The 22152-nt window shown below is 66.7% G+C and carries 19 protein-coding genes; 6 read left to right on the forward strand and 13 right to left on the reverse strand.

Annotated features, from left to right (window positions below):
- Both CBI38_RS12130 and CBI38_RS12135 read left to right on the forward strand, forming a co-directional pair.
- Positions 1–3015, forward strand: coding sequence for a bifunctional [glutamine synthetase] adenylyltransferase/[glutamine synthetase]-adenylyl-L-tyrosine phosphorylase (locus tag CBI38_RS12130; protein WP_109335024.1), 3015 nt, complete (start codon positions 1–3; stop codon positions 3013–3015).
- On the forward strand, positions 3012–3980 hold the full coding sequence (locus CBI38_RS12135) for an endonuclease/exonuclease/phosphatase family protein (protein WP_109329146.1): 969 nt from the start codon (positions 3012–3014) through the stop codon (positions 3978–3980). Before CBI38_RS12130 ends, CBI38_RS12135 begins: the two co-directional genes overlap by 4 nt.
- Before the next feature lie 2 nt (positions 3981–3982).
- Here CBI38_RS12135 and CBI38_RS12140 read toward each other — a convergent pair whose 3' ends face one another.
- From CBI38_RS12140 to CBI38_RS12165, 6 genes are all read right to left on the reverse strand, one after another.
- Positions 3983–4975 (reverse strand): glycine betaine ABC transporter substrate-binding protein, encoded by a 993-nt coding sequence (locus tag CBI38_RS12140; RefSeq protein ID WP_109329147.1) that lies wholly within the window; start codon positions 4973–4975, stop codon positions 3983–3985.
- Entirely contained in the window at positions 4975–5745 is a 771-nt protein-coding gene (locus CBI38_RS12145; protein ID WP_109329149.1) for an ABC transporter permease, read from the reverse strand. Before CBI38_RS12145 ends, CBI38_RS12140 begins: the two co-directional genes overlap by 1 nt.
- Positions 5742–6953 carry an ABC transporter ATP-binding protein gene (locus tag CBI38_RS12150; protein WP_109329151.1) on the reverse strand — a complete coding sequence of 404 codons (1212 nt, stop codon included), beginning with the start codon at positions 6951–6953 and terminating at the stop codon, positions 5742–5744. The genes CBI38_RS12145 and CBI38_RS12150 overlap by 4 nt, the downstream gene beginning before the upstream one ends.
- On the reverse strand, positions 6946–7602 hold the full coding sequence (locus CBI38_RS12155; protein WP_109329153.1) for an ABC transporter permease: 657 nt from the start codon (positions 7600–7602) through the stop codon (positions 6946–6948). The genes CBI38_RS12150 and CBI38_RS12155 overlap by 8 nt, the downstream gene beginning before the upstream one ends.
- A 161-nt stretch (positions 7603–7763) precedes the next feature.
- A complete protein-coding gene (locus CBI38_RS12160) occupies positions 7764–8828 on the reverse strand; it encodes a DUF2332 domain-containing protein (RefSeq protein WP_109335025.1) in 1065 nt (354 codons plus the stop codon).
- 48 nt (positions 8829–8876) lie between these two features.
- Entirely contained in the window at positions 8877–9863 is a 987-nt protein-coding gene (locus CBI38_RS12165) for a putative antibiotic biosynthesis monooxygenase (protein ID WP_230990159.1), read from the reverse strand.
- Positions 9864–10023: 160 nt separating this feature from the next.
- Here CBI38_RS12165 and CBI38_RS12170 point away from each other — a divergent pair, with 160 nt between their 5' ends.
- Positions 10024–10758 carry a GAF and ANTAR domain-containing protein gene (locus CBI38_RS12170; protein WP_162603214.1) on the forward strand — a complete coding sequence of 245 codons (735 nt, stop codon included), beginning with the start codon at positions 10024–10026 and terminating at the stop codon, positions 10756–10758.
- Between the two features lie 222 nt (positions 10759–10980).
- On the opposite strand, the gene glnA is transcribed toward CBI38_RS12170, so the two are convergent.
- On the reverse strand, positions 10981–12417 hold the full coding sequence (gene glnA, locus CBI38_RS12175) for a type I glutamate--ammonia ligase (protein WP_109329159.1): 1437 nt from the start codon (positions 12415–12417) through the stop codon (positions 10981–10983).
- Positions 12418–12629: 212 nt separating this feature from the next.
- Here glnA and CBI38_RS12180 point away from each other — a divergent pair, with 212 nt between their 5' ends.
- A complete protein-coding gene (locus CBI38_RS12180) occupies positions 12630–13106 on the forward strand; it encodes an RDD family protein (protein ID WP_109329161.1) in 477 nt (158 codons plus the stop codon).
- An 88-nt stretch (positions 13107–13194) separates the two neighbouring features.
- Here CBI38_RS12180 and CBI38_RS12185 read toward each other — a convergent pair whose 3' ends face one another.
- The 5 genes from CBI38_RS12185 to sucB form a co-directional block, all read right to left on the reverse strand.
- The gene (locus tag CBI38_RS12185; RefSeq protein WP_109329163.1) at positions 13195–13953 is read right to left on the reverse strand and encodes a DUF4191 domain-containing protein; all 759 of its coding nucleotides are present in this window, start codon (positions 13951–13953) and stop codon (positions 13195–13197) included.
- Between the two features lie 72 nt (positions 13954–14025).
- Entirely contained in the window at positions 14026–15036 is a 1011-nt protein-coding gene (gene lipA / locus CBI38_RS12190; protein WP_204164916.1) for a lipoyl synthase, read from the reverse strand.
- A 51-nt stretch (positions 15037–15087) separates the two neighbouring features.
- The gene (lipB, locus tag CBI38_RS12195; protein WP_109329167.1) at positions 15088–15867 is read right to left on the reverse strand and encodes a lipoyl(octanoyl) transferase LipB; all 780 of its coding nucleotides are present in this window, start codon (positions 15865–15867) and stop codon (positions 15088–15090) included.
- A 47-nt stretch (positions 15868–15914) separates the two neighbouring features.
- Entirely contained in the window at positions 15915–16805 is an 891-nt protein-coding gene (locus tag CBI38_RS12200; protein WP_109329169.1) for a TIGR01777 family oxidoreductase, read from the reverse strand.
- A gap of 96 nt (positions 16806–16901) precedes the next feature.
- Complete coding sequence (gene sucB, locus CBI38_RS12205) at positions 16902–18632, reverse strand: 2-oxoglutarate dehydrogenase, E2 component, dihydrolipoamide succinyltransferase (protein ID WP_109335026.1); 1731 nt, start codon at positions 18630–18632, stop codon at positions 16902–16904.
- Positions 18633–18959: 327 nt separating this feature from the next.
- On the opposite strand from sucB, the gene CBI38_RS12210 reads away from it, so the two are divergent.
- Entirely contained in the window at positions 18960–19301 is a 342-nt protein-coding gene (locus CBI38_RS12210; protein WP_109329171.1) for an oxidoreductase, read from the forward strand.
- A 68-nt stretch (positions 19302–19369) separates the two neighbouring features.
- Here CBI38_RS12210 and CBI38_RS12215 read toward each other — a convergent pair whose 3' ends face one another.
- The gene (locus CBI38_RS12215) at positions 19370–20887 is read right to left on the reverse strand and encodes a leucyl aminopeptidase (protein WP_109329173.1); all 1518 of its coding nucleotides are present in this window, start codon (positions 20885–20887) and stop codon (positions 19370–19372) included.
- A gap of 122 nt (positions 20888–21009) precedes the next feature.
- On the opposite strand from CBI38_RS12215, the gene gcvT reads away from it, so the two are divergent.
- Positions 21010–22110, forward strand: a complete 1101-nt coding sequence (gcvT, locus tag CBI38_RS12220) for a glycine cleavage system aminomethyltransferase GcvT (protein WP_109329175.1) — start codon at positions 21010–21012, stop codon at positions 22108–22110.
- Positions 22111–22152: the final 42 nt, after the last annotated feature.

Raw genomic sequence — 22152 nt, forward strand, 5'->3', positions numbered from 1 at the left:
ATGGTGAAGCCTCCGGCAGCGCGTTCTGCCGTTCCCGGCCCGGGTCGACTGGGCCTCGTCGAACCGACCGCTCCCGCCGAACTTCGAGATTTGGGCTGGGTAGGCGAGGACAGCGTCGAGCTGCTCTGGTCGCTCTCCCGCGCAGCCAACGCCGACCTCGCGCTCCGCACGTTGGTGCGGATGAAGGACGGTCTGGGCGACGGGTGGGAAGCCCTCGACAAAGCCCTGCGCACCGACAAGGCCCTTCGCGGGCGCTTGTTCGGCTTGCTGGGTGCTTCCAGTGCGTTCGGCGATCATCTCGTAGCGGACCCTGCGCTGTGGACCACTCTCGCCGGCGACGTGACCCTGCCGACGAGGGAAGAGGCGAACGCCCGGATGCTGGCGTCCGTCGACGCCCACCCGGAGGAAGGCGTCCATCCCGAGGCCAATCTGTACCGGGCGGCCGTGACGGGCTCGGACGCTGTCGCCGCATTGCGCAAGTCGTACCGTGACCAGCTCATGCTCCTGGCCGCCGTGGACCTCGCGGCGACCGTCGAAAACGAACCGGTACTTCCGTACCAGACCGTCGGGCGTCAGTTGTCCGATCTGGCGGACGCCGCACTCAATGCCGCCCTGGCAGTCGCCGTCGCAACAGTGTGTCCGGAAGCGCCCTGCCCGGTGCGGCTCGCGGTGATCGCGATGGGGAAATGTGGTGCACGCGAACTGAATTACGTCAGCGATGTGGACGTGGTCTTCGTCGCCGAGCCTGCCGATACGATCGCCAGCCGGATCGCGGGTGAGCTGATGCGCATCGGATCGACGGCCTTCTTCGACGTCGATGCGGCACTGCGACCCGAGGGTAAACGCGGCGAACTCGTCCGCACCCTCGAATCCCACGTCACCTACTACAAGCGGTGGGCCAAGACGTGGGAATTCCAGGCGCTCCTCAAGGCTCGGCCGATGATCGGCGACCTCGAGCTGGGACGGCAGTACGTCGAGGCCCTCAGCCCGATGGTGTGGACGGCCTCCGAGCGGGAAGACTTCGTTCCCGAGGTACAGGCCATGCGCCGGCGGGTGGAGGAGATGGTTCCGCCCGAACTGCGCGAGCGGGAGCTCAAATTGGGCCGGGGCAGCCTGCGGGACGTCGAGTTCGCGGTGCAGCTGCTCCAGCTGGTCCACGGACGTGCGGACGAGGCGCTCCACGTGCAGAGCACCATCGACGCCTTGACGGCGCTTGCCGCGCGCGGGTACGTCGGGCGCGACGACGCCGCGAACCTGGCTGCGTCGTACGAATTCCTGCGGCTGCTCGAGCACCGGCTGCAACTGCAGAAGTTGCGACGCACCCACACGCTTCCGCCCGCCGACGACGAGGAAGCATTGCGGTGGCTGGCGCGGGCCGCCCACATGCGGCCGGACGGCAGCAAGGATGCCCTCGGCGTCCTCAACGCCGAAATCAAGCGCAACGCCCACCGGGTGCGGCGCCTGCACGCCAAATTGTTCTACCGCCCACTGCTCGAATCGGTGGCTCGGATCGACAAGGATGCTCTGCGGCTCAGTCCCGACGCGGCAATCCGTCAGTTGGCGGCGCTGGGATACACGGCACCCGAGAACGCCCTCGGACATCTGACGGCGCTCACGAGCGGTGCGTCCCGTAAAGGCCGCATCCAGGCGCTGCTGCTGCCGACGTTGCTCGAATTCCTCGGTGACACACCGGACCCCGACGCGGGGTTGCTCGCCTACCGCAGGCTGTCGGATGCGATGAACGACCAGACGTGGTTCCTGCGTCTGCTCCGTGACGAGGCGTCCGTGGCCGAGCGACTGATGACCGTGCTGGGTTCGTCGGCCTACGTTCCGGACCTGCTGATCAAGGCCCCCGATGTGGTGCGGTTGTTCGCCGATTCCCCGAGCTGCCCGCGCCTGCTGGAATCGAAACCGGAGGATGTCGCGCGGGGAATTCTGACGGCGTCGGCCCGCCACGACGATCCGGCGCGTGCCATCGCGGCCGCGCGGTCCCTGCGCCGGTACGAACTGGCCCGGATCGCCTCCGCCGACATTCTCGGCATGCTCGACGTGCCCGGGGTGTGCCGGGCGTTGTCCTCGGTGTGGGCGGCCGTCCTCAACTCCGCGCTGACCTCGGTGATCAATGCGAGCGAGAAGGAGCTGGGCGAACCGGCACCCGCAACGTTCACGGTGATCGGGATGGGCCGGCTCGGTGGTGGTGAGCTGGGCTACGGATCCGACGCCGACGTGCTCTTCGTGTGCGAGCCCCGCGAGGGCGTCGACGAGACCGTCGCCGTCAAGTGGGCCAACGGAGTCGCCGACAAGGTGCGTTCGCTCCTGGGTGCGCCCAGCACGGATCCACCACTCGAGGTCGACACCGGGTTGCGGCCGGAGGGTCGTAGCGGTCCCGTCGTGCGCACGCTCGCGTCGTATGAGGCCTACTACGCACAGTGGGCGCAGGCCTGGGAGATTCAGGCGCTGCTTCGAGCACACCACGTTGCCGGCGACGCCGACCTCGGACTGCGCTTCCTGCACATGATCGACAAGACGCGTTACCCCGAAGGTGGGGTGTCCGAGCAGGCGGTACGCGAGATCCGGCGCATCAAGGCGCGGGTCGACTCGGAGCGGTTGCCTCGCGGCGCCGACCCGGCCACGCACACCAAACTCGGTCGCGGCGGGCTCGCCGACATCGAGTGGACTGTGCAGCTGATCCAGCTTCGGCACGCCCACGACATCGAGTCGCTTCACAACACGTCGACCCTCGAGACTCTCGACGCCATCGGGGCCGCAGAACTGCTCAGTGAGGCAGACGTCGAACTGCTACGCGACGCGTGGATCACGGCGACGAAAGCTCGCAACTGCCTGGTGCTGGTGCGCGGTAAGCCCACGGACCAGCTGCCCGGCTCCGGTCGTGTCCTGTCCGCGGTCGCGCAGATTGCCGGCTGGGGTAGTGACGACGCGGGCGAGTTCCTCGACCATTACCTGCGCGTCACCCGACGGGCCAAAGCAGTGGTGGAGAGGGTCTTCGGCGGGTGATCGCCGCCTGGGGGGTGCGGGCGCTCACTGCCCTCGGGTGGTGCGCGGTGCTCGTCGGGGTGTCCGGTGTGGTGCTCCGATTCCTCGACGTGCACAACCAACGACTCCTCGTGCTGGCGTCGGCCGCCCCCTATTTGATGGCCGCGGCAGCGGTCGGGGTACTGGTTCTCGGAGTGACGCGGCACTGGGTCGGATTCGGGGTGGCCCTGACAGTCGCGGCGGTAGCCACGTTGTCGCAGGCTCCGCTCTATCTGGCGAACGGTTCGGCGCCGGCGGCATCTGGTCCGGAAGTGACTGTGATGCAAGCCAATATCTGGCTTGGCAACGCGGATCCCGATTCGCTGAGGAGGCAGATCGAGGACAACGACGTCGATGTGGTCACCGTGAACGAACTGACGCCCGAGGCTGTCGGGCGGCTCGAGGCGTCGGGTATCTCGTCCGTGTTGCCTCACTCGTTTCTGCGGCCCGGGACCGGCGGAGTAGGAACCGGGATCTGGAGCCGGTATCCGCTGTCCGAACAGATACACCACGAGGAGTTTCTGCTGACGGCGCTGTCGGCGCGGATAACCCTTCCGGACGGCGCGAGTGCGGCCGTGTACGCCCTGCATCCCGTTCCGCCCTGGCCGGTGGATTCCGCGGTGTGGGCGGGGGAGATGGACCGCATCAAGGCGTTGCTCGACGGGATCCCCGAGGACTCGGGTCCGGTGATTCTCAGCGGCGATTTCAATTCCACCCGCGATCACGTCAAGTACCGCAATCTGGTGAGCGGCCGCTTCCGGGACGCCGCCGACCAGGTGGGTGCCGGAATCCAGAACACGTATCCGGCGGACCGGCAGCCATTTCCGCCGATGATCGCAATCGACCACATCGTGACGAGCGGGGCACGGGCGCAGTCGATCGAGTCGGTGGTGATCGCCGGTTCGGATCATCGGGGCTTGATCGCAACAATCACCCTCGGACCCTGAGATCAGGGGAGTGTCACAAATCCCTTGTTCGCCAGCCAGTCACGAGCCACGTCCGCCGGTTCCTGTCCTTCGACGTCGACGAGCCGGTTCATCTCGGTGACCTCCTCGTTGGTCAGGGCGTCCGAGATGGGCGCCATGACGTCCGCCACCTGTGGGTGGGCATCGGCGAAGTCCTTCCGCATCGTGATGGCAGGGTTGTACTTCGGGAAGAACTGCCGGTCGTCCTCGAGAAGGACCAGATCGAGCGCGATGATGCGCCCGTCGGTGGTGAACACCTCACCGAACTTGCATTGTGTGCCGTCCGCGGTGGCTTGATAGATGATGCCGGTCTGCAGGATCTGCCGGTTCGCTCGCGCGGGATCGAAGCCGTAGGTGGCGGCCAGCCCGGGGAAGCCGTCCTGTCGCACATTGAACTCGGTCTCGACGCACGTGGTGGCGGCCGCAGGGTCGCGGTTGACCAGGTCTGCGTACTGCGACAACGTGGTGATGCCGGTCTGCTCGGCGGTCTGCCTGTTCATCGCCAGGGCATACGTGTTGTTCATGGGCGCGGGCTCCACCCACACCATGGCATTGCGTTCGAGGTCTTCGTCCCGCACGGCCTCGAATTGCGCGACGGGGTCGGGCACAGGAGTCTCGTTGCCCAGATAGTTGATCCAGCCGGTTCCCGTGTACTCGTAGGTGACGTCGATCTGCCCGTCCAACTGCGCGTCCCGGGTGCTGTTCGATCCCTGGATGTTGGTGAGATCGCGCACGTCGGCGCCTGCGGCGCTGAGCGCGAATTCGATGATGTACCCGAGGATCACCTGCTCGGTGAAATCCTTGGACCCGACGGTGATCTTCACACCCTCGAGTTCGGGGACCGGCGCGATACTGCCGGGGAGTACGGACAGCGGCAACGCGCCACCGGATTCGAGACCGCAGCCGGCCAGGAGTGTGACACTGCACGCCAACGCCGTTGCAGCAAGAGTGCGCCGGAATCCTCGTCGCAGGGTCATCAGCGCAGTCCCTTCGGGCCCAGGAACTCCTCGGCCAGCGCACCGCACCAGTCGACCAGAAGCGCGAGCGCGACCGCGAGCACCGCGCCGACGACCAGTGTGACGTTGTCGCGCAGCTTGTATCCGGTGTCGATGAGGATGCCGAGACCGCCGGCGCTGACGAGGAAACTAAGGGTCGCGGTGCCGACGGCGAGGACGAGCGAGGTGCGCAACCCGGCCAGGATGTACGGAACGGCCAGTGGCAATTCGACTTTCTGCAACACCAGGCGTGCCGTCATTCCCTGCCCGCGCCCGGCGTCGATGACGGCGGGGTCGACCTGCTGCAGACCGAGCATGGTGTTGCGAAGCACAGGAAGCAGCGAATAGAACGCTATGGGCAGAACGCCGATCCAGAACCCGGTGGTGCTGGTGGCCAGGAACAGCAGCACGAGTAGCCCGATCGCCGGCGCGGCCTGACCGATGTTGGCGATACCGATGAAGACTGGTGCCAGCCTGGTGAAACCGGGGCGCGTCAGAAGGATTCCCAGGGGAACAGCGATGGCGACGACGATGGTGACGACCACGACCGTGATCAGCACATGCTGCCACGTCAGGGTGGCGATGTTCGCGGCGTTGAGACTGCCCTTCTGAGTGGCCGTGAGTTCGCGGTTGAATGCCCACCCGAGGACCCCGGCCACGAGTACGAGCACGATCACGGGTTGGACCAGCAACCGGGCACGTTCGGACCGGCGGGCGGCGGGGATGTCCTGTGCGACAACGGCGGTGGTCATGACGGCGGACCCGCTACGCTCGTTTCCCCGTTCTCGCTGTTCGGCCCGTGCTCCTCCCGCATCGCGGAGAGGTGGTTCACCAGCGTGTCGATACTGATGAGACCTTCGTATTCGCCCCGCCGGCCGGTGACGACGGTCGAGGCGCTGCTTTCGGCGAGCAACGCCTCGAGCGCATCCTGCAGCGTGGACTGGGTGGAGACGACCTCCTCGATCGGGTCACCGACGTCCTGCAAAGAGGTGGCGTGAGCCAGGTGGCCGAGGGACACCCAGCGGATGGGGCGATCACGTGCGTCGAGGATCAGACCCCACTTGATCTTGCGTGGTGTGATGGCCGCCCGCAGCTCGTCGACCGAACCGTCGGCATACGCGGTGGGGCAGTCGAGGAGCGGCACGTCCCGGACCCGGGTCAGCGTCAACTGTTTGAGTGACGCGTTCGCGCCGACGAAGCCGGCCACCATGTCGTTCGCGGGACTCGCGAGAATGGCATCCGGGGTGTCGTACTGCATGATGTGCGACTGATCCCCGAGAACGGCGATGCGGTCGCCGAGTTTCACGGCCTCGTTGAAGTCGTGGGTGACGAAGACGATGGTCTTGCCCAGATCCGACTGCAGTCGCATCAGTTCGTCCTGCAGCAGTCCGCGCGTAATCGGATCCACCGCGCCGAACGGCTCGTCCATGAGCAGCACCGGGGGATCGGCGGCCAGGGCCCGGGCCACCCCGACCCGCTGCTGCTGCCCACCCGACAGCTGCCGGGGATAGCGGTCCCGGTAGACGTCGGGGTCGAGCCCCACCAGGTCGAGCATGTCGTCGGTGCGCTGGGCGATCTTTTTCTTGTCCCACCCAATCAGCCCCGGCACGGTGGCGACGTTCTTGGCGATGGTCAGATGCGGGAAGAGCCCGGCCTGCTGTATCGAGTAACCGATGCCCCGTCGCAACCTGTCGGGATCGATGGACAGCGCATTGTTTCCGCCGATCGTGATCTTGCCCGACGTTGGTTCGATGAGGCGGTTGATCATCCTCATGGTCGTGGTCTTGCCGCAGCCGGACGGGCCGACGAATACGACGATCTCGCCCGCCGGGATGCGCATCGAGACGTTGTCGACGGCCGGTCGGCTCTGGCCGGGATAGTTCTTGACGACATTTTCGAGGACGATCTCGACGCCTGAGACGGTGTCGGCGCCGGTGCGTGCTGTGTCGAGTTCAGTCACGGATCCCCCTGGAAGTGGTGAGTCGCCCGACGACCACGAAAAGACCGTCGAGCACGAGAGCGAGAAGCACGATCAGAACGGTGCCCGTGAGGGCCTGCGGGACTGCGGTGGGGCTTCCCACCCGGGACAGTCCGGAGAAGATGAGGTTGCCCAGTCCGGGGCCCTTGGCGTACGCCGCTATGGCGAGAATTCCCATCGACATCTGGGTGCTCACCCGCATGCCGGTGAGGATCGACGGCCATGCGAGCGGCAGCTCGATCCGGCTCAGAACTGCGATCCGGCTCATACCGACACCTCGTGCCGCGTCCGTCACCGCCGGGTCCACCGACGACAGACCGAGGATCGTGTTCCGGATGATCGGCAACAGGGCGTACAGGACCAGGGCCGTCACGGTGGGAGCCACACCGAGACCCAGGATGGGGATCAGGAGGCCGAGTAGGGCGAACGACGGGACGGTGAGGATGGTGCTCGCGAGCGCTGTGGCGATGGCCGAGCCCGCCGGACTGCGATACACGACGATGCCGACGACCACCGCGACGACCGTGGCGATGACCACCGATTGCACCACAGCACTGACGTGCAGATAGGAATCCGTGAGCAGTTGCTGCTTCCGCGCAGAGACGAAATCCCACAGCTGCGCGATGTCCACTGTGCGACACCTTTCACCCGTCGAACCTGTTCCGAGATATTTCACAGTGCTATGCGCCGGCCCTGTACGCAGGCAAATGCGAATTTTCGGCGGGTTGTACACGGTCAGTCGGGGCGGTGATCGTCGATCTCGGCAGGACACTCGCTCACTCGGACAGAAGATCAGGAGCCGGTCAGCCAGGACAGCAAGCGGCCCCGCGACCAGCAGCGGCCAATGGCCTCGGCGCGCAGAGTCGACGCGTCGAACACCACCAGCCCGATGATGCTGTGGCCGGAGGCGCGGCGATCGCCGAGCGTCGGTATGGACGGCGCGACCCCGACTCCCTCCGCCGACACCCACGCCACCGCCCGGCCGGCAGCTGCGTCATCGACGCGGTGCAGGAAGCGCAGGCGGCTTTCGAGGGGCAAGCGCGACAGCGCCCACGTCGTGGTCACGACGGGCAGGGCGTCGGCGGGCACACGGGCGAAGGCATCGGGCAGAACCTCGACGGCGTCACCTCGGAGCAGCAGCGGAGGTTCCGTCGCCGCCAACGCAATCTCCGCATCGAGTCTGGCGACCCGCTCCGGCTGGTCCGGCCACACGCAGGCGCGTAACCAGCGGGCTTCGTCCGCGTCGGTCACGTCGACCGGATCGAGGTCGATGCCCACCCGGGCGACAACCTCGGGCATCGCCCGCGTCGGGAGGGGGCGATCTCCCACGATCGAGGACGACAGCTGTACCGGAGATGACGGGTCGCCCAGGAATTGTCCGTTGCTGTAGGTGATGCCGACGCGATCGACGGTGAGATCGAACCCGGCCGAACAGCCCACGTCGATCAGCGCAATCCTCTCCGCACCCACGCGGCGCGCAGCCTCGGCGATGGCGGGATACAGCACAGTGCAGCGACCGGTCTGGTCGGCCCGCATCGGCCGGCGCACGGCGGTGGCCACCACAGAGTCGGTCATGTGCACCAGCGTCTCGACCGCCGCGCCGGCGGCAGCGTCGCGGTCCGCGGCGGCATAGGCGGCGGCGAGCGCGGGGGCGCGTCCGGCGAGCGCGAGGTCGTGGAGCGCGGCGAGAATGACCGTGGGATGCCGCTTGCGCGACGGCGCGGCCTCGATCGCGCGCAGCGCTTCGGCGGACTCGCTCAGGGCGACGGCGATGCGATGGTACAGCGGCGATGTCGGGGCGGCATCGACCTCACCGAAGTCTCGGTACACCTGAGCGAGTGTGCGGGCCCTACTCACGATCCCGACCCTCACCTGGACGAGCTCGGCGCTCACTTCCCCGGAACATCAGGTGGTGGGAATGGCGAAAAGCAGGGTGGACACGGCGATCGAGACACCGAACAATGCGATCATCACGGCGTATCCGATATTGCGCCGGCGAGGAGAAATCGCCGGGTCCATCCACCATCCGAACGCCTTGAACGCGGCCGGAACCGCCCACCACCCCAAGATCTGGGTGGTGACGACATTGCCGATGAACAGCGCTACGGCAACGGGGACACCGCGAGCCTCGATGAGCGGTGCACTGACGAAGTGGCCCCAGATCACCACCATCGGATACAAGACGAGGAGTACCAGAAGGTTGCTCCGCGCAACCGGAACCTCCGCGGACTGTTCGCCTTTCGCCCCGCGAAACCAGAAATCGAAACCGTAACTGGCCCTGCGGACTCGAAGGTCCTGATTGAAGCGCGCCCCCTGTTCGAGAAGTTCGGCGCGCTCCGCCGAGTTCATCCATCGCTCGAGATTCTCTTCGGCGTCGAAGCTGAGAACGATCGTCCAATCGTCGGTGACGCCGCGGACAGGCCGCTCCACCTTGTGCCCGCGAAAGCCCGTGAACCGGGCCTCGGCGGCGGAAATCCGACGCTGCCAATCCATGAAGGCGGACTCGTCCTCCGGATCGATGCGGCAGGAGATGACCACCGACGACGCAGCCTGCGCGGCAGTCTGTTCACCGGTGAGTAGGTGGACGTCCTCGTTGCCGATGAATGCGTGCTTGATCTCCGCGACGAGGGTAGTCCGTTCGGCACTGTCCAGCCATGCTCTGGCGTCGTCGATCGTGGTGAACCGCTGGACCGTTACCCAGTCGTCCTGCACGGGCGGTGACGGCGGGATGATGTCTTGATCGATGAATCCTGGACGACCCGACAGGATTTCGGCCGAGTGGTGCTCCCAGCGCAGGTACTCGTCGAAACTGGCGTCGTCGATCCTGCGTCGGAAGATGATCGATACCGGCGATTGCGCCGGATCGCGGGCGGAGCGAGGCACCGCGTTCACCCCCCATCGGTTCGGCCAGGACAGCGTGCGGCCGGGTGTCCGGATCATATCGCCGGTCTCGGTGGCGGCGAGGAGATTCCTGTACTTCTCGGAAGTCCTCCCATCCACGGCCGCCGCGGTGACGAATAAAGGAGGGTCGGAGAATCACGGAAGGTGCACGATGAGCGGAGTGAGTGGGAACGGACTCGCTGATCACCAGTTCGACGCGCTGAAGGATGCGATCCACAGCGTGTACTCCGAACTGGACTCGGCGGGGGGAACGGACCGATTCCTCGAAGAAGTCAGCAGGGAGGCCCTCGTCCTGGTGCCGGGCGCCCACCTGGCGGGCGTCACAGTCCTTCTGGACAACGGAGACGCCACGACGAGGGCCGCCACCGACCGCGTGGTCGTCGACGTGGATCGTGTCCAGTACGACGCCGGCGACGGGCCGTGCCTCGAAGCTGCCCGTACGCAGACGATCACGCGGGCCGATTCCGAAGAAGCGACACGGCGATGGCCGTCGTTCGCACACAGCGCCCGACGCTTAGGTGTCGCGAGCTACCTGTCCGCGCCGATACTGCTCGAGGGAAAGTACCTCGGCGCACTGAACGTATACGGCCGGGACGCACACGGTTTCACCAGAGCCGATGCCGCCGTCCTCAACGTGCTTCTCGTTGCCGTCCGATACGCCCTCGACGGTGCCTCACGACTCGAGGAGGCGCGCAGGCGTGGTGAGCAACTGGAGACGGCGATGAAGTCGCGGGCGGTGATCGAGCAGGCGAAGGGTGCCATCATGGCAGCGCGCCGGGTCTCCGCCGACGAGGCGTTCAAGGTTCTGGTCACCGAGTCGAAGAACCGCAACATCAAGCTGCGCGTCATCGCCGAGGCGATGCTTCACACGCTGCAGGAAGGGTGAGGCGGCGGCGCCGCCTCGACTTCTGAACCGGCGCCGCCTGGACGATCCAATGGTCCGGAACACTGGAACGCCTGGTGTGGCGGTTACCCGAGTCGCCTGGAGTGAAACAGGTGTGCCACAGGAGGGACGAACGAGCCCATCCGCGGGAATCGGCTGCAGGCAGCCGAGACCACGGATGGGCTCGTCGGAGAAACGATCCGCGCGAACGCGGGAACCTACGACTTACACGTCGTAGTACAGCTGGAACTCGTAGGGGTGCGGCCGCAGGTTGACCGGAGCGATCTCCTGCTCACGCTTGAGCGAGATCCAGGTCTCGATCAGGTCGGAGGTGAACACGCCACCCTCGGTGAGGTAGTCGTGGTCCGCCTCGAGGCGGTCGATCACTGCCGACAGGCTGGTGGGGGCCTGCGGGATGTTGCGGGCCTCCTCCGGCGGGAGCTCGTAGAGGTCCTTGTCGACCGGAGCCTGCGGCTCGATCTTGTTCTTGATGCCGTCCAGGCCGGCCATCATCTGCGCCGCGAAGTTCAGGTAGGGGTTACCCGAGGAGTCGGGGGCACGGAACTCGAGGCGCTTGGCCTTCGGGTTGTTGCCGGTGATCGGGATACGCACGGCCGCCGAGCGGTTGCGCTGGCTGTACACCAGGTTGATGGGGGCTTCGTAGCCCGGCACCAGGCGGTGGTACGAGTTGACGGTCGGGTTGGTGAACGCGAGCAGCGACGGAGCGTGATGCAGGATGCCGCCGATGTAGTGGCGTGCCATGTCGGACAGACCCGCGTAGCCAGCCTCGTCGTGGAACAGCGGCTTGCCGTCCTTCCACAGCGACTGGTGGACGTGCATGCCCGAGCCGTTGTCGCCGAACAGCGGCTTCGGCATAAAGGTGGCGGACTTGCCGTGCTTCCACGCGGTGTTCTTCACGATGTACTTGAACAGCTGGAGGTCGTCTGCGGCTGCGAGCAGCGTGTTGAACTTGTAGTTGATCTCGGCCTGACCGGCGGTGCCCACCTCGTGGTGACCGCGCTCGAGCTCGAAGCCCGCGTTCTGCAGGTTGGTCGAGATCTCGTCGCGCAGGTCGACGTAGTGGTCGTACGGTGCGACGGGGAAATAGCCACCCTTGGGACGGACCTTGTAGCCCAGGTTGGGGCTGCCGTCGGCGTTGAGTTCGGCGCCCGTGTTCCAGGATGCGGAGACGGAGTCGATCTCGTAGAAGGAGCCGTTCATCTGCGAGTCGTAACGGATCGAGTCGAAGATGTAGAACTCGGCCTCGGCGCCGAAGAACGCCGTGTCGGCGATGCCCGTCGACTTCAGGTACTCCTCAGCCTTGCGGGCGACGTTACGGGGGTCGCGACTGTAGGACTCACGCGTGAACGGGTCGTGGACGAAGAAGTTCACGTTCAGTGTCTTGGCGGCACGGAAGGGGTCGATCTGCGCGGTAGCGACGTCGGGGAGGAGCATCATGTCCGACTCGTGGATCGACTGGAAGCCGCGGACGGACGAACCGTCGAACGCGAGGCCGTCCTCGAAGACATCCTGGGTGAACGCAGAGGCCGGGATCGAGAAGTGCTGCTGGACGCCGGGAAGGTCACTGAACCGAATGTCGACGTACTCGACGTTCTCGTCCGCGATGAACTTGATGACCTCTTCGGCCGTGGTGAACGCCACGCTTGTGCTCCTTAAGTCGCTTCAGCCAAGTAGATATTGGCGAATTCGTCGTGCCAGACGGTATGGACCTGGTGTTGCCCGCTGGTCAACCTTTTGTTTCCGGCATGTTACGCGTCGCAACGTCCTGGGCTTTTGCGGCCGGTTGTGACTGCGCACACAGGCCCGAACGCCAGTGTGAGGTGCCCCGAGCGGCGACGCCTATCCTGGACAGCATGGCACGTATCACCGGCTCCTGGCTCTCCGGACCCTCGGCTGCCCTGCCGAACGGGGCAGACGAGGCGCAACAGTCCCATCGAGGTGAACGCCTCGGGTTGCCGGCGGACGGGCCCGGCGCGCTCGTCGGCACCGGCCGCCGTCTCGCGGCCCTCATGATCGACTGGGTGTCGTCGGCGGGCGTGGCCGCGCTGATCATCGGAGACAATCCGCTCGAAGGCCCGTTGTCGAGTGTCACGTTGCTCGTGTGGTTTGTCGTCGGGATCGCCGCCGTCACCCTGTTCTCTTTTACTCCCGGGCAGTTGTGCCTGGGAATACGGGTGGCGCGGGTGGACGGCCCCGTGCGTGTCGGCTTCGTCCGCGCGCTGGTGCGCCAGGCCCTGCTCGTCTTCGTCGTGCCGGGCACCATCACCGATGTCGACGGCCGTGGCATGCAGGACCGCGCCACCGGCACCGCCCTCGTGCGCACACGTTGACCTCGACCTCGACAAAAACGCCGATGCCCGGGCCGATGCAGTCGAGCTGCATCGGCCCGGCATCGGGCTGGTGGTGACAGAGGCGATCTCAGCGACGACGGATGGTGCGCTGCACCCCGCGCATCTTGGCGCCGCCCGGCATGGGGCCCTTGGGTAGTGCGGCACCGCCGCTCCGGCTGCTCAACGCCGCGAGACGCGACTCGATAGCGTCCATGCGCTTGGTGTCGATGTTCTTCGGAAGCTTGTTGAGGTACTTCTGCAGCTGCGAGAGCGGTACCTGCCCCTCGTCGTTGCCGATGACGATGTCGTAGATCGGCGTGTCACCGACGAGTCGAGCGGTCTTCTTCTTCTCCTGCGCGAGTAGCGATTTGACCCGCTGCGGTGATCCCTCGGCGACGAGGATGACGCCGGGACGTCCGATCACGCGGTGCACGGCATCGAGCTGAGTGGTACCTGCGACTGCGCTGGTCACTCGCCAGGCGCCCTGCATGTTGTCGAGCGCCCACGCCGCGGCGCCCGCCTGCCCTTCGGCTTTTCCATACACCGTCTTTTGCACACGCCGCCCGAAGATGATGAACGCTCCGAGGACGCCGAGCAGGAGACCGATGGGCAGCAGAAGCCACTGGATGCCCCAGATCAGACCGACGAGGAAGAACACCACCGCGAGTCCGACCAGGGTCCCGAGCATGAGCGGCAGCAGCAGCTTGTCGTCCTTGCGCTGCATCTGGAAGGCCTGCCAGAGCTGGGTTCTACGCTCCTTCGATGCCTGCCTGCGAGCTGCCTTGGCGGCTGCTTTCGCTTCCTTGCCGGGTTTGCCCGCTTTACCAGATTTACTGCCGTTCGCCATGCTGTTCAGGATACGTCCCCAGCACTCGGGACCGATGACCCGTCCGGTGTTGGTCGACGTCGCCGGTTCGCGTTACCGCGCGAGCCTGGCCATGAGGGAGCTCGCCTCCTGCGACGCACTGCCGCCCTCCGCGAGATGTGCTTGCCCCGCGGGCAGTTCACGGCCGTGGTGGGCCATCGCCTGCGCGTACAGTCGGCCGGCCCGGTAGGAGGAGCGGACCAGTGGTCCGGCCATCACGCCGGCGAAGCCGATCTCTTCGGCGGTGGTGGAGTGCTCGACGAATTCCTCGGGCTTGACCCACCGCTCGACGGGGTGATGCCGCGGCGAGGGGCGCAGGTACTGGGTGATGGTGATGATGTCGCAGCCGGCGTCGTGCAGGTCGTGCAGGGCCTGGGTGACCTCGTCGGGGGTTTCGCCCATTCCCAGGATCAGGTTGGACTTGGTGACGAGTCCGTCCTCGCGGGCGGCGGTGATCACGTCGAGGCTGCGCTGGTAGCGGAAGGCGGGGCGGATGCGCTTGAAGATGCGGGGGACGGTTTCGACGTTGTGGGCGAGGACCTCGGGGCGGGTGGCGAATACCTCGGCGAGTTGCTCGGGTTTGGCGTTGAAATCCGGGATCAGCAGTTCGACGCCGGTGCCGGGGTTGAGTTGGTGGATCAGGCGCACGGTTTCGGCGTAGAGCCAGGCGCCGCCGTCGGGGAGGTCGTCGCGGGCGACGCCGGTGATGGTCGAGTAGCGCAGGCCCATGGCCTGGACGGACTCGGCGACGCGGCGGGGTTCGTCGCGGTCGAGGTCGTCGGGTTTGCCGGTGTCGATCTGGCAGAAGTCGCAGCGGCGGGTGCATTGCTCGCCGCCGATGAGGAAGGTGGCCTCGCGGTCTTCCCAGCATTCGTAGATGTTGGGGCAGCCGGCTTCTTCGCAGACGGTGTGCAGGCCCTCGCGTTTGACGAGGCTTTTGAGCTCGGAATATTCCGGGCCCATCTTCGCTCTCGTCTTGATCCAGTTCGGTTTACGTTCGATCGGGGTCTCCGCGTTTCGGATCTCGAGGCGGAGCAATTTGCGTCCTTCTGGGGCCACAGTCACGCAGACGATGGTACGCCCGGCCTGAGGTACCCGGCGGGCCGGGGACGCCGGTCAGCCGTACTGAACAGTAGTGAAGGTGGGAGCCGACGAAGAGCGCTGGGCGGCCGCGGCAGCGTCGAACTCGACCCGTTCGATGTCGTGATCGGTGATCGGCAGAGTGCCGTCGAGTGCGGCCAGGACCGCCTCGGTCACGGCGGGAGTGACCTCGTCGACCGTCACGTCGCGGCCGAGTTCGTGCGAAAGCGTGGTGACCCCGGCGTCGCGGAGGCCGCAGGGAATGATGTTGTCGAAACCCGTGAGAACAGAGTTGCAGTTCAGCGAGAAGCCGTGCAAAGCGACGCCCCGCTGCACTCGGACGCCGATGGCTGCGACCTTGCGCTCCGGCAGCCACTGCCCGTCGGTCAGGGAGGCAGCCAGCCACACTCCGGAACGGCCCTCCACCCGGCCGCAGTCCAGGCCGAGGTCGGTGCAGACGGTGATCAGTGCCTGCTCGAGGCGGCGCACATACTTCACGACGTCTACGGGTTCGGCGAGCTTCAGGATCGGGTAGCCGACGAGCTGGCCGGGGCCGTGCCAGGTGATTTTCCCGCCGCGGTCGACGTCGATCACGGGCGTGCCGTCGCTCGGCAGGTCCTCGGGTTGCGTCCGACGCCCGGCGGTGTACACGGGCGGGTGCTCGAGGAGCAGCAGCGTATCGGCGCCGATGTCCTCCGCGCGTTGGGCAGCGAGCTCACGCTGACGATTCCACGCATCGACGTAATCGATCAGGCCGAGATTCTCGACGGTGATCGGGTTGCGACTGAAACGGGCGGAAAGTGGCACGCTGCTCATGTGCTAGAGATTACGCCCGGCTCGACTTCGCGCGGACGTGACCTCCTTCACCGCACGAGGCAGGCATCGAGTGCCTCACCAATCGTGTTGTGGCGAAAAGAGAAGCCGCACGCCTCCAGAACGGTGGGGATGGCGCGCTGGCCCGCCAGGATGCCTTCTCTCGCGAACTCGCCGACCAGTGCGTTCAAGGCGAAACCCGGGACGATCCAGGGCGCCGGACGGTGCAGGGTCCGCGCCACCGCACTATTGAACTCGGCATTGGTCACGGGTGCGGGCCCGGTGAGATCGACCGGCCCGTCGACGTCGTCGCGGGTGAGGAGGAACTTGATGGCATCCACCTCGTCCTCCAGCGAAATCCATGACAGGTACTGGCGGCCGTCCCCGAGGCGTCCACCGAGGCCGATCGAATACAGCCGCCGCAGCTTGCCGAGCAGCCCACCCCGCGGTGAGAGGACGATCCCGCTGCGAATCAGAACCGTCCGGACGTTCGACGCGACCGCAGGAGCTGCGGCCGCCTCCCAGTCGCGACAGGTGTCGGCGAGGAACCCGATACCCGACGGCGAGCTCTCGTCGACGACGGTATTGCCCGTGTCGCCGTAGTAGCCGACAGCGCTGGCGCTGACGAACGCGGGGACGCGAGCCTCCGCAACCGCCTCGGCCAGGACGTCGGTGGCCGCAATGCGGCTGTCCCGGATCAGCTGTTTGTACGCCCCGGTCCATCGTTTGTCACCGATGCCGACACCACACAGATTCACGACCGCGTCGGCGTCGGCGAGGATCGCCGTGTCGAGCCGATCCTTCTGCGGATCCCACCGAGATTCGTCGGGTCCGGCCGTCGCCCGCCGCACCAGCCGGACGACGTCGTGGCCGTCGCCGCGTAGAGACGAGACAAGTGCAGTTCCGATCAGCCCCGAGGAGCCGGCGATGACAACGCGCATGTGCAACAGCCTCCTTCACAAGGCAGGGGCACCATTCCGGAATGAATGGTGCCCCTGCGCGAATCCGAACCGTACCGACTCGGTGTGCTCCGCGAACTACAGGCCGAGATCAGCCTCGAACGAAGCCTCCTCCAGGCGATGCTTGACCGTGGTCAGGAAGCGTCCGGCATCGGCGCCGTCCACCAAGCGGTGGTCGTACGTGAGCGGCAGGTAGCACATCGAGCGGACGCCGATGGATTCGCTGCCGGACTCGTCCGTCACGACGACCGGGCGCTTGACGATCGCGCCGGTACCGAGCATCGCCGCCTGCGGGGGCACGAGGATCGGGGTGTCGAACAGGGCGCCCTGGCTACCGATGTTCGTGATGGTGAACGTGCCACCCGACAGTTCGTCGGGCTTGAGGCCACCGGACCGGGCGCGCTTGGCGATGTCGGCGATGGCGCGGGCCAGCCCGGCGAGCGACAGGTCACCGGCGTTGTGGATCACCGGGGAGAGCAGGCCCTGCTCGGTGTCGACCGCGATGCCCAGGTGCTCGGCGTCGTAGTAGGTGATCTGCTTGTTCGCCTCGTCGTAGCTGGCGTTGACGTTCGGGTGCGACTTCAACGCCTCGACGACAGCCTTCGCGAAGAACGGGAGGAACGTGAGCTTGACGCCCTCGCGCTCGAGGAAGGTGTTCTTGGCCCGCGCACGCAGTGCGGCGATCCTGGTGACATCCACCTCGAAGGTCTGGGTGAGCTGCGCCGTGGTCTGCAGCGACTCCCGCGTCTTCGTCGCCGTGATCTGGCGAATACGGTTGGCCTTCTGCGTGGTTCCGCGCAGGTGGGCCAGCTCCGGGCGGACTCCGGCTGAGGTGGGCGCCGGTGCCGAGGCGGCCGCCGCGGGGGCCGATGCCGGTGCTGCAGCGGGAGCCTTCTTGGCCTCCGCGGCCGCGAGGACGTCCTGCTTGCGGATGCGTCCACCGACGCCGGTGCCCGTGATCGAGGACAGGTCGACGCCGTTGTCCGCGGCGAGCTTGCGGACGAGGGGAGTGACGTACGGGGTGCTGTCGCCGGACGGTGCAGCGGGTGCCGACGTCGCGGCCGAGGGTGCCGGTGCGCTCTTGGTGGGCTCCGCCTTCGCGGGTTCGGGCTTCGGCTCTGCCTTCGCAGGTTCCGGCTCCGGCTCTGCCTTTGCGGGCTCCGGGGTCGGCTCGGGTGCCGCAGCAGGCTTCGCGGCGGGAGCGCCGGATCCGATGACGGCGAGCTGACCGCCGACCGAGACCGTGTCGTCTTCCTGCGCGCTGATCTCGAGGAGGGTTCCGGCCACGGGCGACGGAATTTCGGTATCGACCTTGTCGGTCGAGACCTCGACGAGCGGCTCGTCGACGGCAACCTCGTCACCGACGGCCTTGAGCCACCGGGTCACGGTGCCTTCGGTGACCGACTCGCCCAGTTCGGGCATCGTCACCGGGGTGCCGTCGGAGCTTCCGTTGCCGGACGAAGCCGGTGCGGATTCGGCGGCCGGTTCCTCCCGAGCGGGTTCCGCGGCCGGCTCTTCGGCCGGCTCTTCCGCGGCAGGCTCGGGTGCGGAGTCGGACGACGGCGCTTCACCGTCGTCACCGATCACGGCAAGCTCGCCACCGATTTCTACGGTGTCGTCTTCCTGAGCGACGATTTTGCTGAGCACGCCGGCCACGGGGGACGGGATCTCCGTGTCCACCTTGTCCGTGGAGACTTCGAGCAAGGGTTCGTCAACTTCGACCGTGTCTCCTTCCTGCTTGAGCCATCGCGTGACAGTTCCCTCGGTGACACTCTCACCAAGCGCTGGCATCTGGACGGAGAAGGCCATGTCTTTTGACTCCTCGACAGTTGTGTTCGGGTTGTTGAATTTTGTCGACTTGTGGTCGTGAACCATTGTGCTCGAGATGCACATATCTTGCGGCTACTCGCAGGTAATTCCGATTCGTCGTCACCCACTCGCTGTGTCGGCGCTCCACATCTTTCCATTGATCGGAGGCGCGCGTCCGTCGAGGGTTCCCCCACGTCGGCTCGGGTGTGTCGCGACGTTCGCCCTACCGGCGAGTAGTTTCCGATCGCGGCACCGAGCGGAAGTTGCCTGGCAAACTGGGGGAACCGCGCCGGCACCGACCGGCGCACGCTCCGGAGGAGGCCCGACGTGGGGTTGTTCGACCGTTTCTCGCGGCCACGACCGGGCCGCCGATCCCAGGCATCGCCCGAGGACGCTTCCTATCTGGCGAACTGGGCGCGAACCCACCTCGGCGTCGAGGCCTATGTGGAACCGCAAACCACGGTGACCGAGGTCACCGTGGTCTTGGTCGCCGCCGACGGGGAATGGACCCGGCGCCGCGTCGGCGGCGAACGGGGCGCCCGCAAGCTCGGCGAAGATCTGCAGATCCCCGTCTACGACGTCCGCAAGACCGGTTACCCGCAGCGCATGCGCGACCACGACGCGCGGCGGCGCATCGAACGCCGACGCGAGCGGGAACGCGACCTGTAGGCGGCTTCGCCGCCTGTGAGTGGTTGACGAGTCCATGGACTCGTCAACCACTCACGAGCGCGGAGCGCCTAGCCGTTGGCTGCGATGTCCTCGATCACCGAAATCATGGTGCGCACCGGGACTCCGGTGCCACCACGCCCGGTGTACCCCCACGGGCCCGACGAGTTGTAGGCCGGTCCGGCCACGTCGATGTGTGCCCACTGGACGCCGTCGGCGACGAACTCTTTGAGGTACAGCCCCGCGGCCAGCATGCCGCCCCAGCGGTGATTGGTGACGTTGGCGAGGTCGGCGACCTTCGAATCCAGGTCCGCACGCAGCTCCGCCGGGAGCGGCATCGCCCAGGCGTTCTCGCCGATCGCCTGCGAGATCGACGCGACACGGTCCCGGAATTCGTCGGTGCCCATCACGCCGGGTGTGCGAGTGCCGAGCGCGACCACCTGCGCGCCGGTGAGAGTTGCGGTGTCGATGAGGTAATCGGGGTCGTCCTCGCAGGCGCGGACGATGGCGTCGGCGAGAATCAGGCGCCCTTCGGCATCGGTGTTGATGACCTCCACCGTGGTCCCGCCGTACTGGGTCAGCACGTCACCGGGACGCTGGGCGGTGGACGAGGGCATGTTCTCGGCCATCGGCACGGTGGCGATGACGTCGACGGGCAGTCCGAGTTTCGCCGCGAGGACAACCGTGGCGACGACCGCTGCTGCGCCGCCCATGTCGGAGGTCATGTTCTCCATACCCGCAGCAGGCTTTATCGAGATGCCGCCCGTGTCGAACGTGACGCCCTTGCCGACGAGCGCGACCTTGGGAGCGTTCCGCTTCTTCGACGAGTAGCTCAGCCGGACCAGCCGAGGAAGGCGCGACGACCCCTTGCCCACGCCGAGGATCCCGCCGAAACCGTTCTTCTCCAAGGCCTTCTCGTCGAGGATCTCGACCTTCAACCCGGCCTCTGTGCCGAGAGCCTTTGCGCGCTCGGCGAATTCGGCCGGAAACAGGTGGCTCGGGGGAGTGTTGACGAATTCGCGTGCGGTGGCGACGGCCTCGGCGATCGCGGCCGACCTGGCCAGCGTCTCCTTCGCTTCCTTCGCGCGGGGGGACGACACGAGAAGCTCGACCCGCGAGACCGGCTGTGCCTCCGGCCCGGGCGCGGATTTCACCGACTTGAACTCCGTGAATCGGTACGCGCCGAGCGCGAAACCCTCGGCCGCGGCGCCGAGATCCAACGACGACAGGGTGGTGGCGACGGTATCGACACCGCCGAGTGAGCGGGCCGCCGCCCCCGCGGACCGGCGGATCTGCTCCGCGTCGAGCTTGTCGGCCGCACCGAGGCCGACCGCGAGGACGCTGTCGACCGGAAGCGTGTCGGGAGCGGGGATACGCGTGGTCTCCTCCGCCTTGCCCTTGGCTCCGACCGCGACGAAACTGTCGAGGAGTCCGGCGAGGACCGATTCGTCGACGATGCCGTCGCCCAGCGCGATCTCGGGGCCGTTCGACGTGGACGTCAGCCCGATCACCAGCACGTCCACCCGCTTGCCGACAGTGCCTGCAAGGGCGAGTTGTGGTCCGAGGGGTCGAGCTGTGCGAGTGCTCACGGTGTCTCCTGAAGCAGTTCGGGGGTCGGGTCGTGCCGGGCCGGTCCGGCGCTCGTCCCGATGGTAGTGCGCGTGTGCCGTCACCGACGCGGGGTGCTGCGGGGTCCGATAGGTTTGAGGCCATGACCGAGGAGCAACTCTCGCAAGGGCCGATTCACGCCGTTCACGTCGAACTCGGGGCCACGTTCGCGCCCTTCGGTGGATGGGAGATGCCCGTGTCGTATTCGGGGGTCGTCGCCGAGCACACTGCCGTGCGGGAATCGGTGGGCGTGTTCGACGTCAGTCATCTGGGCAAGGCTCTCGTGCGCGGCAAGGGAGCTGCAGCTTTCGTCAACTCCGCGTTCACCAACGATCTGGACAAGATCGGCCCCGGTAAGGCGCAGTACACGCTCTGCTGTACACCCTCCGGCGGAGTGATCGACGACTTGATCGCCTACTACGTGAGCGCCGAAGAAGTGTTTCTCGTCCCCAACGCCGCCAACACCGCTGACGTGGTTGCGGCGCTGGCGGCCAAGGCGCCCGAAGGTGTCACCGTCGACAACTGCCACCGCGATTTCGGTGTCATCGCAGTTCAGGGGCCGAAGTCGCCGGAAGTGCTCGCCGCGCTGGGCCTGCCGACCGACATCGAGTACATGGGCTTCGCGGACGCCACCTGGGAAGGCGTGCCCGTACGGGTGTGCCGTAGCGGGTACACCGGCGAAATCGGATTCGAAGTCCTGCCCCGCTGGGAGGACAGCGAGAAATTGTTCCGGGCCGCGGTCGAGCAGGTTCGGACCCGCGGTGGTCAGGTCGCGGGACTCGGCGCCCGCGACACCTTGCGGACCGAAATGGGATACCCGCTGCACGGTCACGAGTTGTCCTTGGAAATTTCTCCGCTCGAGGCGCGGTGCGGCTGGGCGATCGGGTGGAACAAGCCGAAGTTCTGGGGCAAGGAAACCTTGGCCGACGAGAAGGCCGCCGGACCCGCCCGCAAGCTGTGGGGCATCAAGGCGCTCGACCGCGGGGTTCTGCGCGCCGGGCAGAACGTCCTCCGCGGCGGTGAGCCGATCGGTGAGACGACGTCGGGCACCTTCTCGCCCACACTCAAGGTCGGTATCGCCCTCGCTCTGCTCGATTCGGATGCCGGTGTCGCGGCCGGTGACGCTGTCGACGTGGATGTGCGCGGACGCGCGTTGCGGGCGGAGGTCGTGTCTCCGCCCTTCGTGAAGACCAGCACCAAGTAGCCGCCGCGGGTCGACCCTCTCGGGCGCTGGCGAGCAGGAGGC

Origin of the sequence: Rhodococcus oxybenzonivorans, from assembly GCF_003130705.1 — a bacterium.
Classification (GTDB): Bacteria; Actinomycetota; Actinomycetes; order Mycobacteriales; family Mycobacteriaceae; genus Rhodococcus_F; species Rhodococcus_F oxybenzonivorans.

Coding starts and splice junctions, on each gene's coding strand:
- CBI38_RS12145 (WP_109329149.1), bottom strand. CDS start 5,745: ATGACCACCGCCGTTGTCGCACAGGACATCCCCGCCGCCCGCCGGTCC.
- CBI38_RS12170 (WP_162603214.1), top strand. CDS start 10,024: ATGAGCGGAGTGAGTGGGAACGGACTCGCTGATCACCAGTTCGACGCG.
- lipB (WP_109329167.1), bottom strand. CDS start 15,867: ATGAGCAGCGTGCCACTTTCCGCCCGTTTCAGTCGCAACCCGATCACC.
- sucB (WP_109335026.1), bottom strand. CDS start 18,632: ATGGCCTTCTCCGTCCAGATGCCAGCGCTTGGTGAGAGTGTCACCGAG.
- CBI38_RS12140 (WP_109329147.1), bottom strand. CDS start 4,975: ATGACCCTGCGACGAGGATTCCGGCGCACTCTTGCTGCAACGGCGTTG.
- CBI38_RS12130 (WP_109335024.1), top strand. CDS start 1: ATGGTGAAGCCTCCGGCAGCGCGTTCTGCCGTTCCCGGCCCGGGTCGA.
- gcvT (WP_109329175.1), top strand. CDS start 21,010: ATGACCGAGGAGCAACTCTCGCAAGGGCCGATTCACGCCGTTCACGTC.
- CBI38_RS12185 (WP_109329163.1), bottom strand. CDS start 13,953: ATGGCGAACGGCAGTAAATCTGGTAAAGCGGGCAAACCCGGCAAGGAA.
- CBI38_RS12180 (WP_109329161.1), top strand. CDS start 12,630: ATGGCACGTATCACCGGCTCCTGGCTCTCCGGACCCTCGGCTGCCCTG.
- CBI38_RS12200 (WP_109329169.1), bottom strand. CDS start 16,805: ATGCGCGTTGTCATCGCCGGCTCCTCGGGGCTGATCGGAACTGCACTT.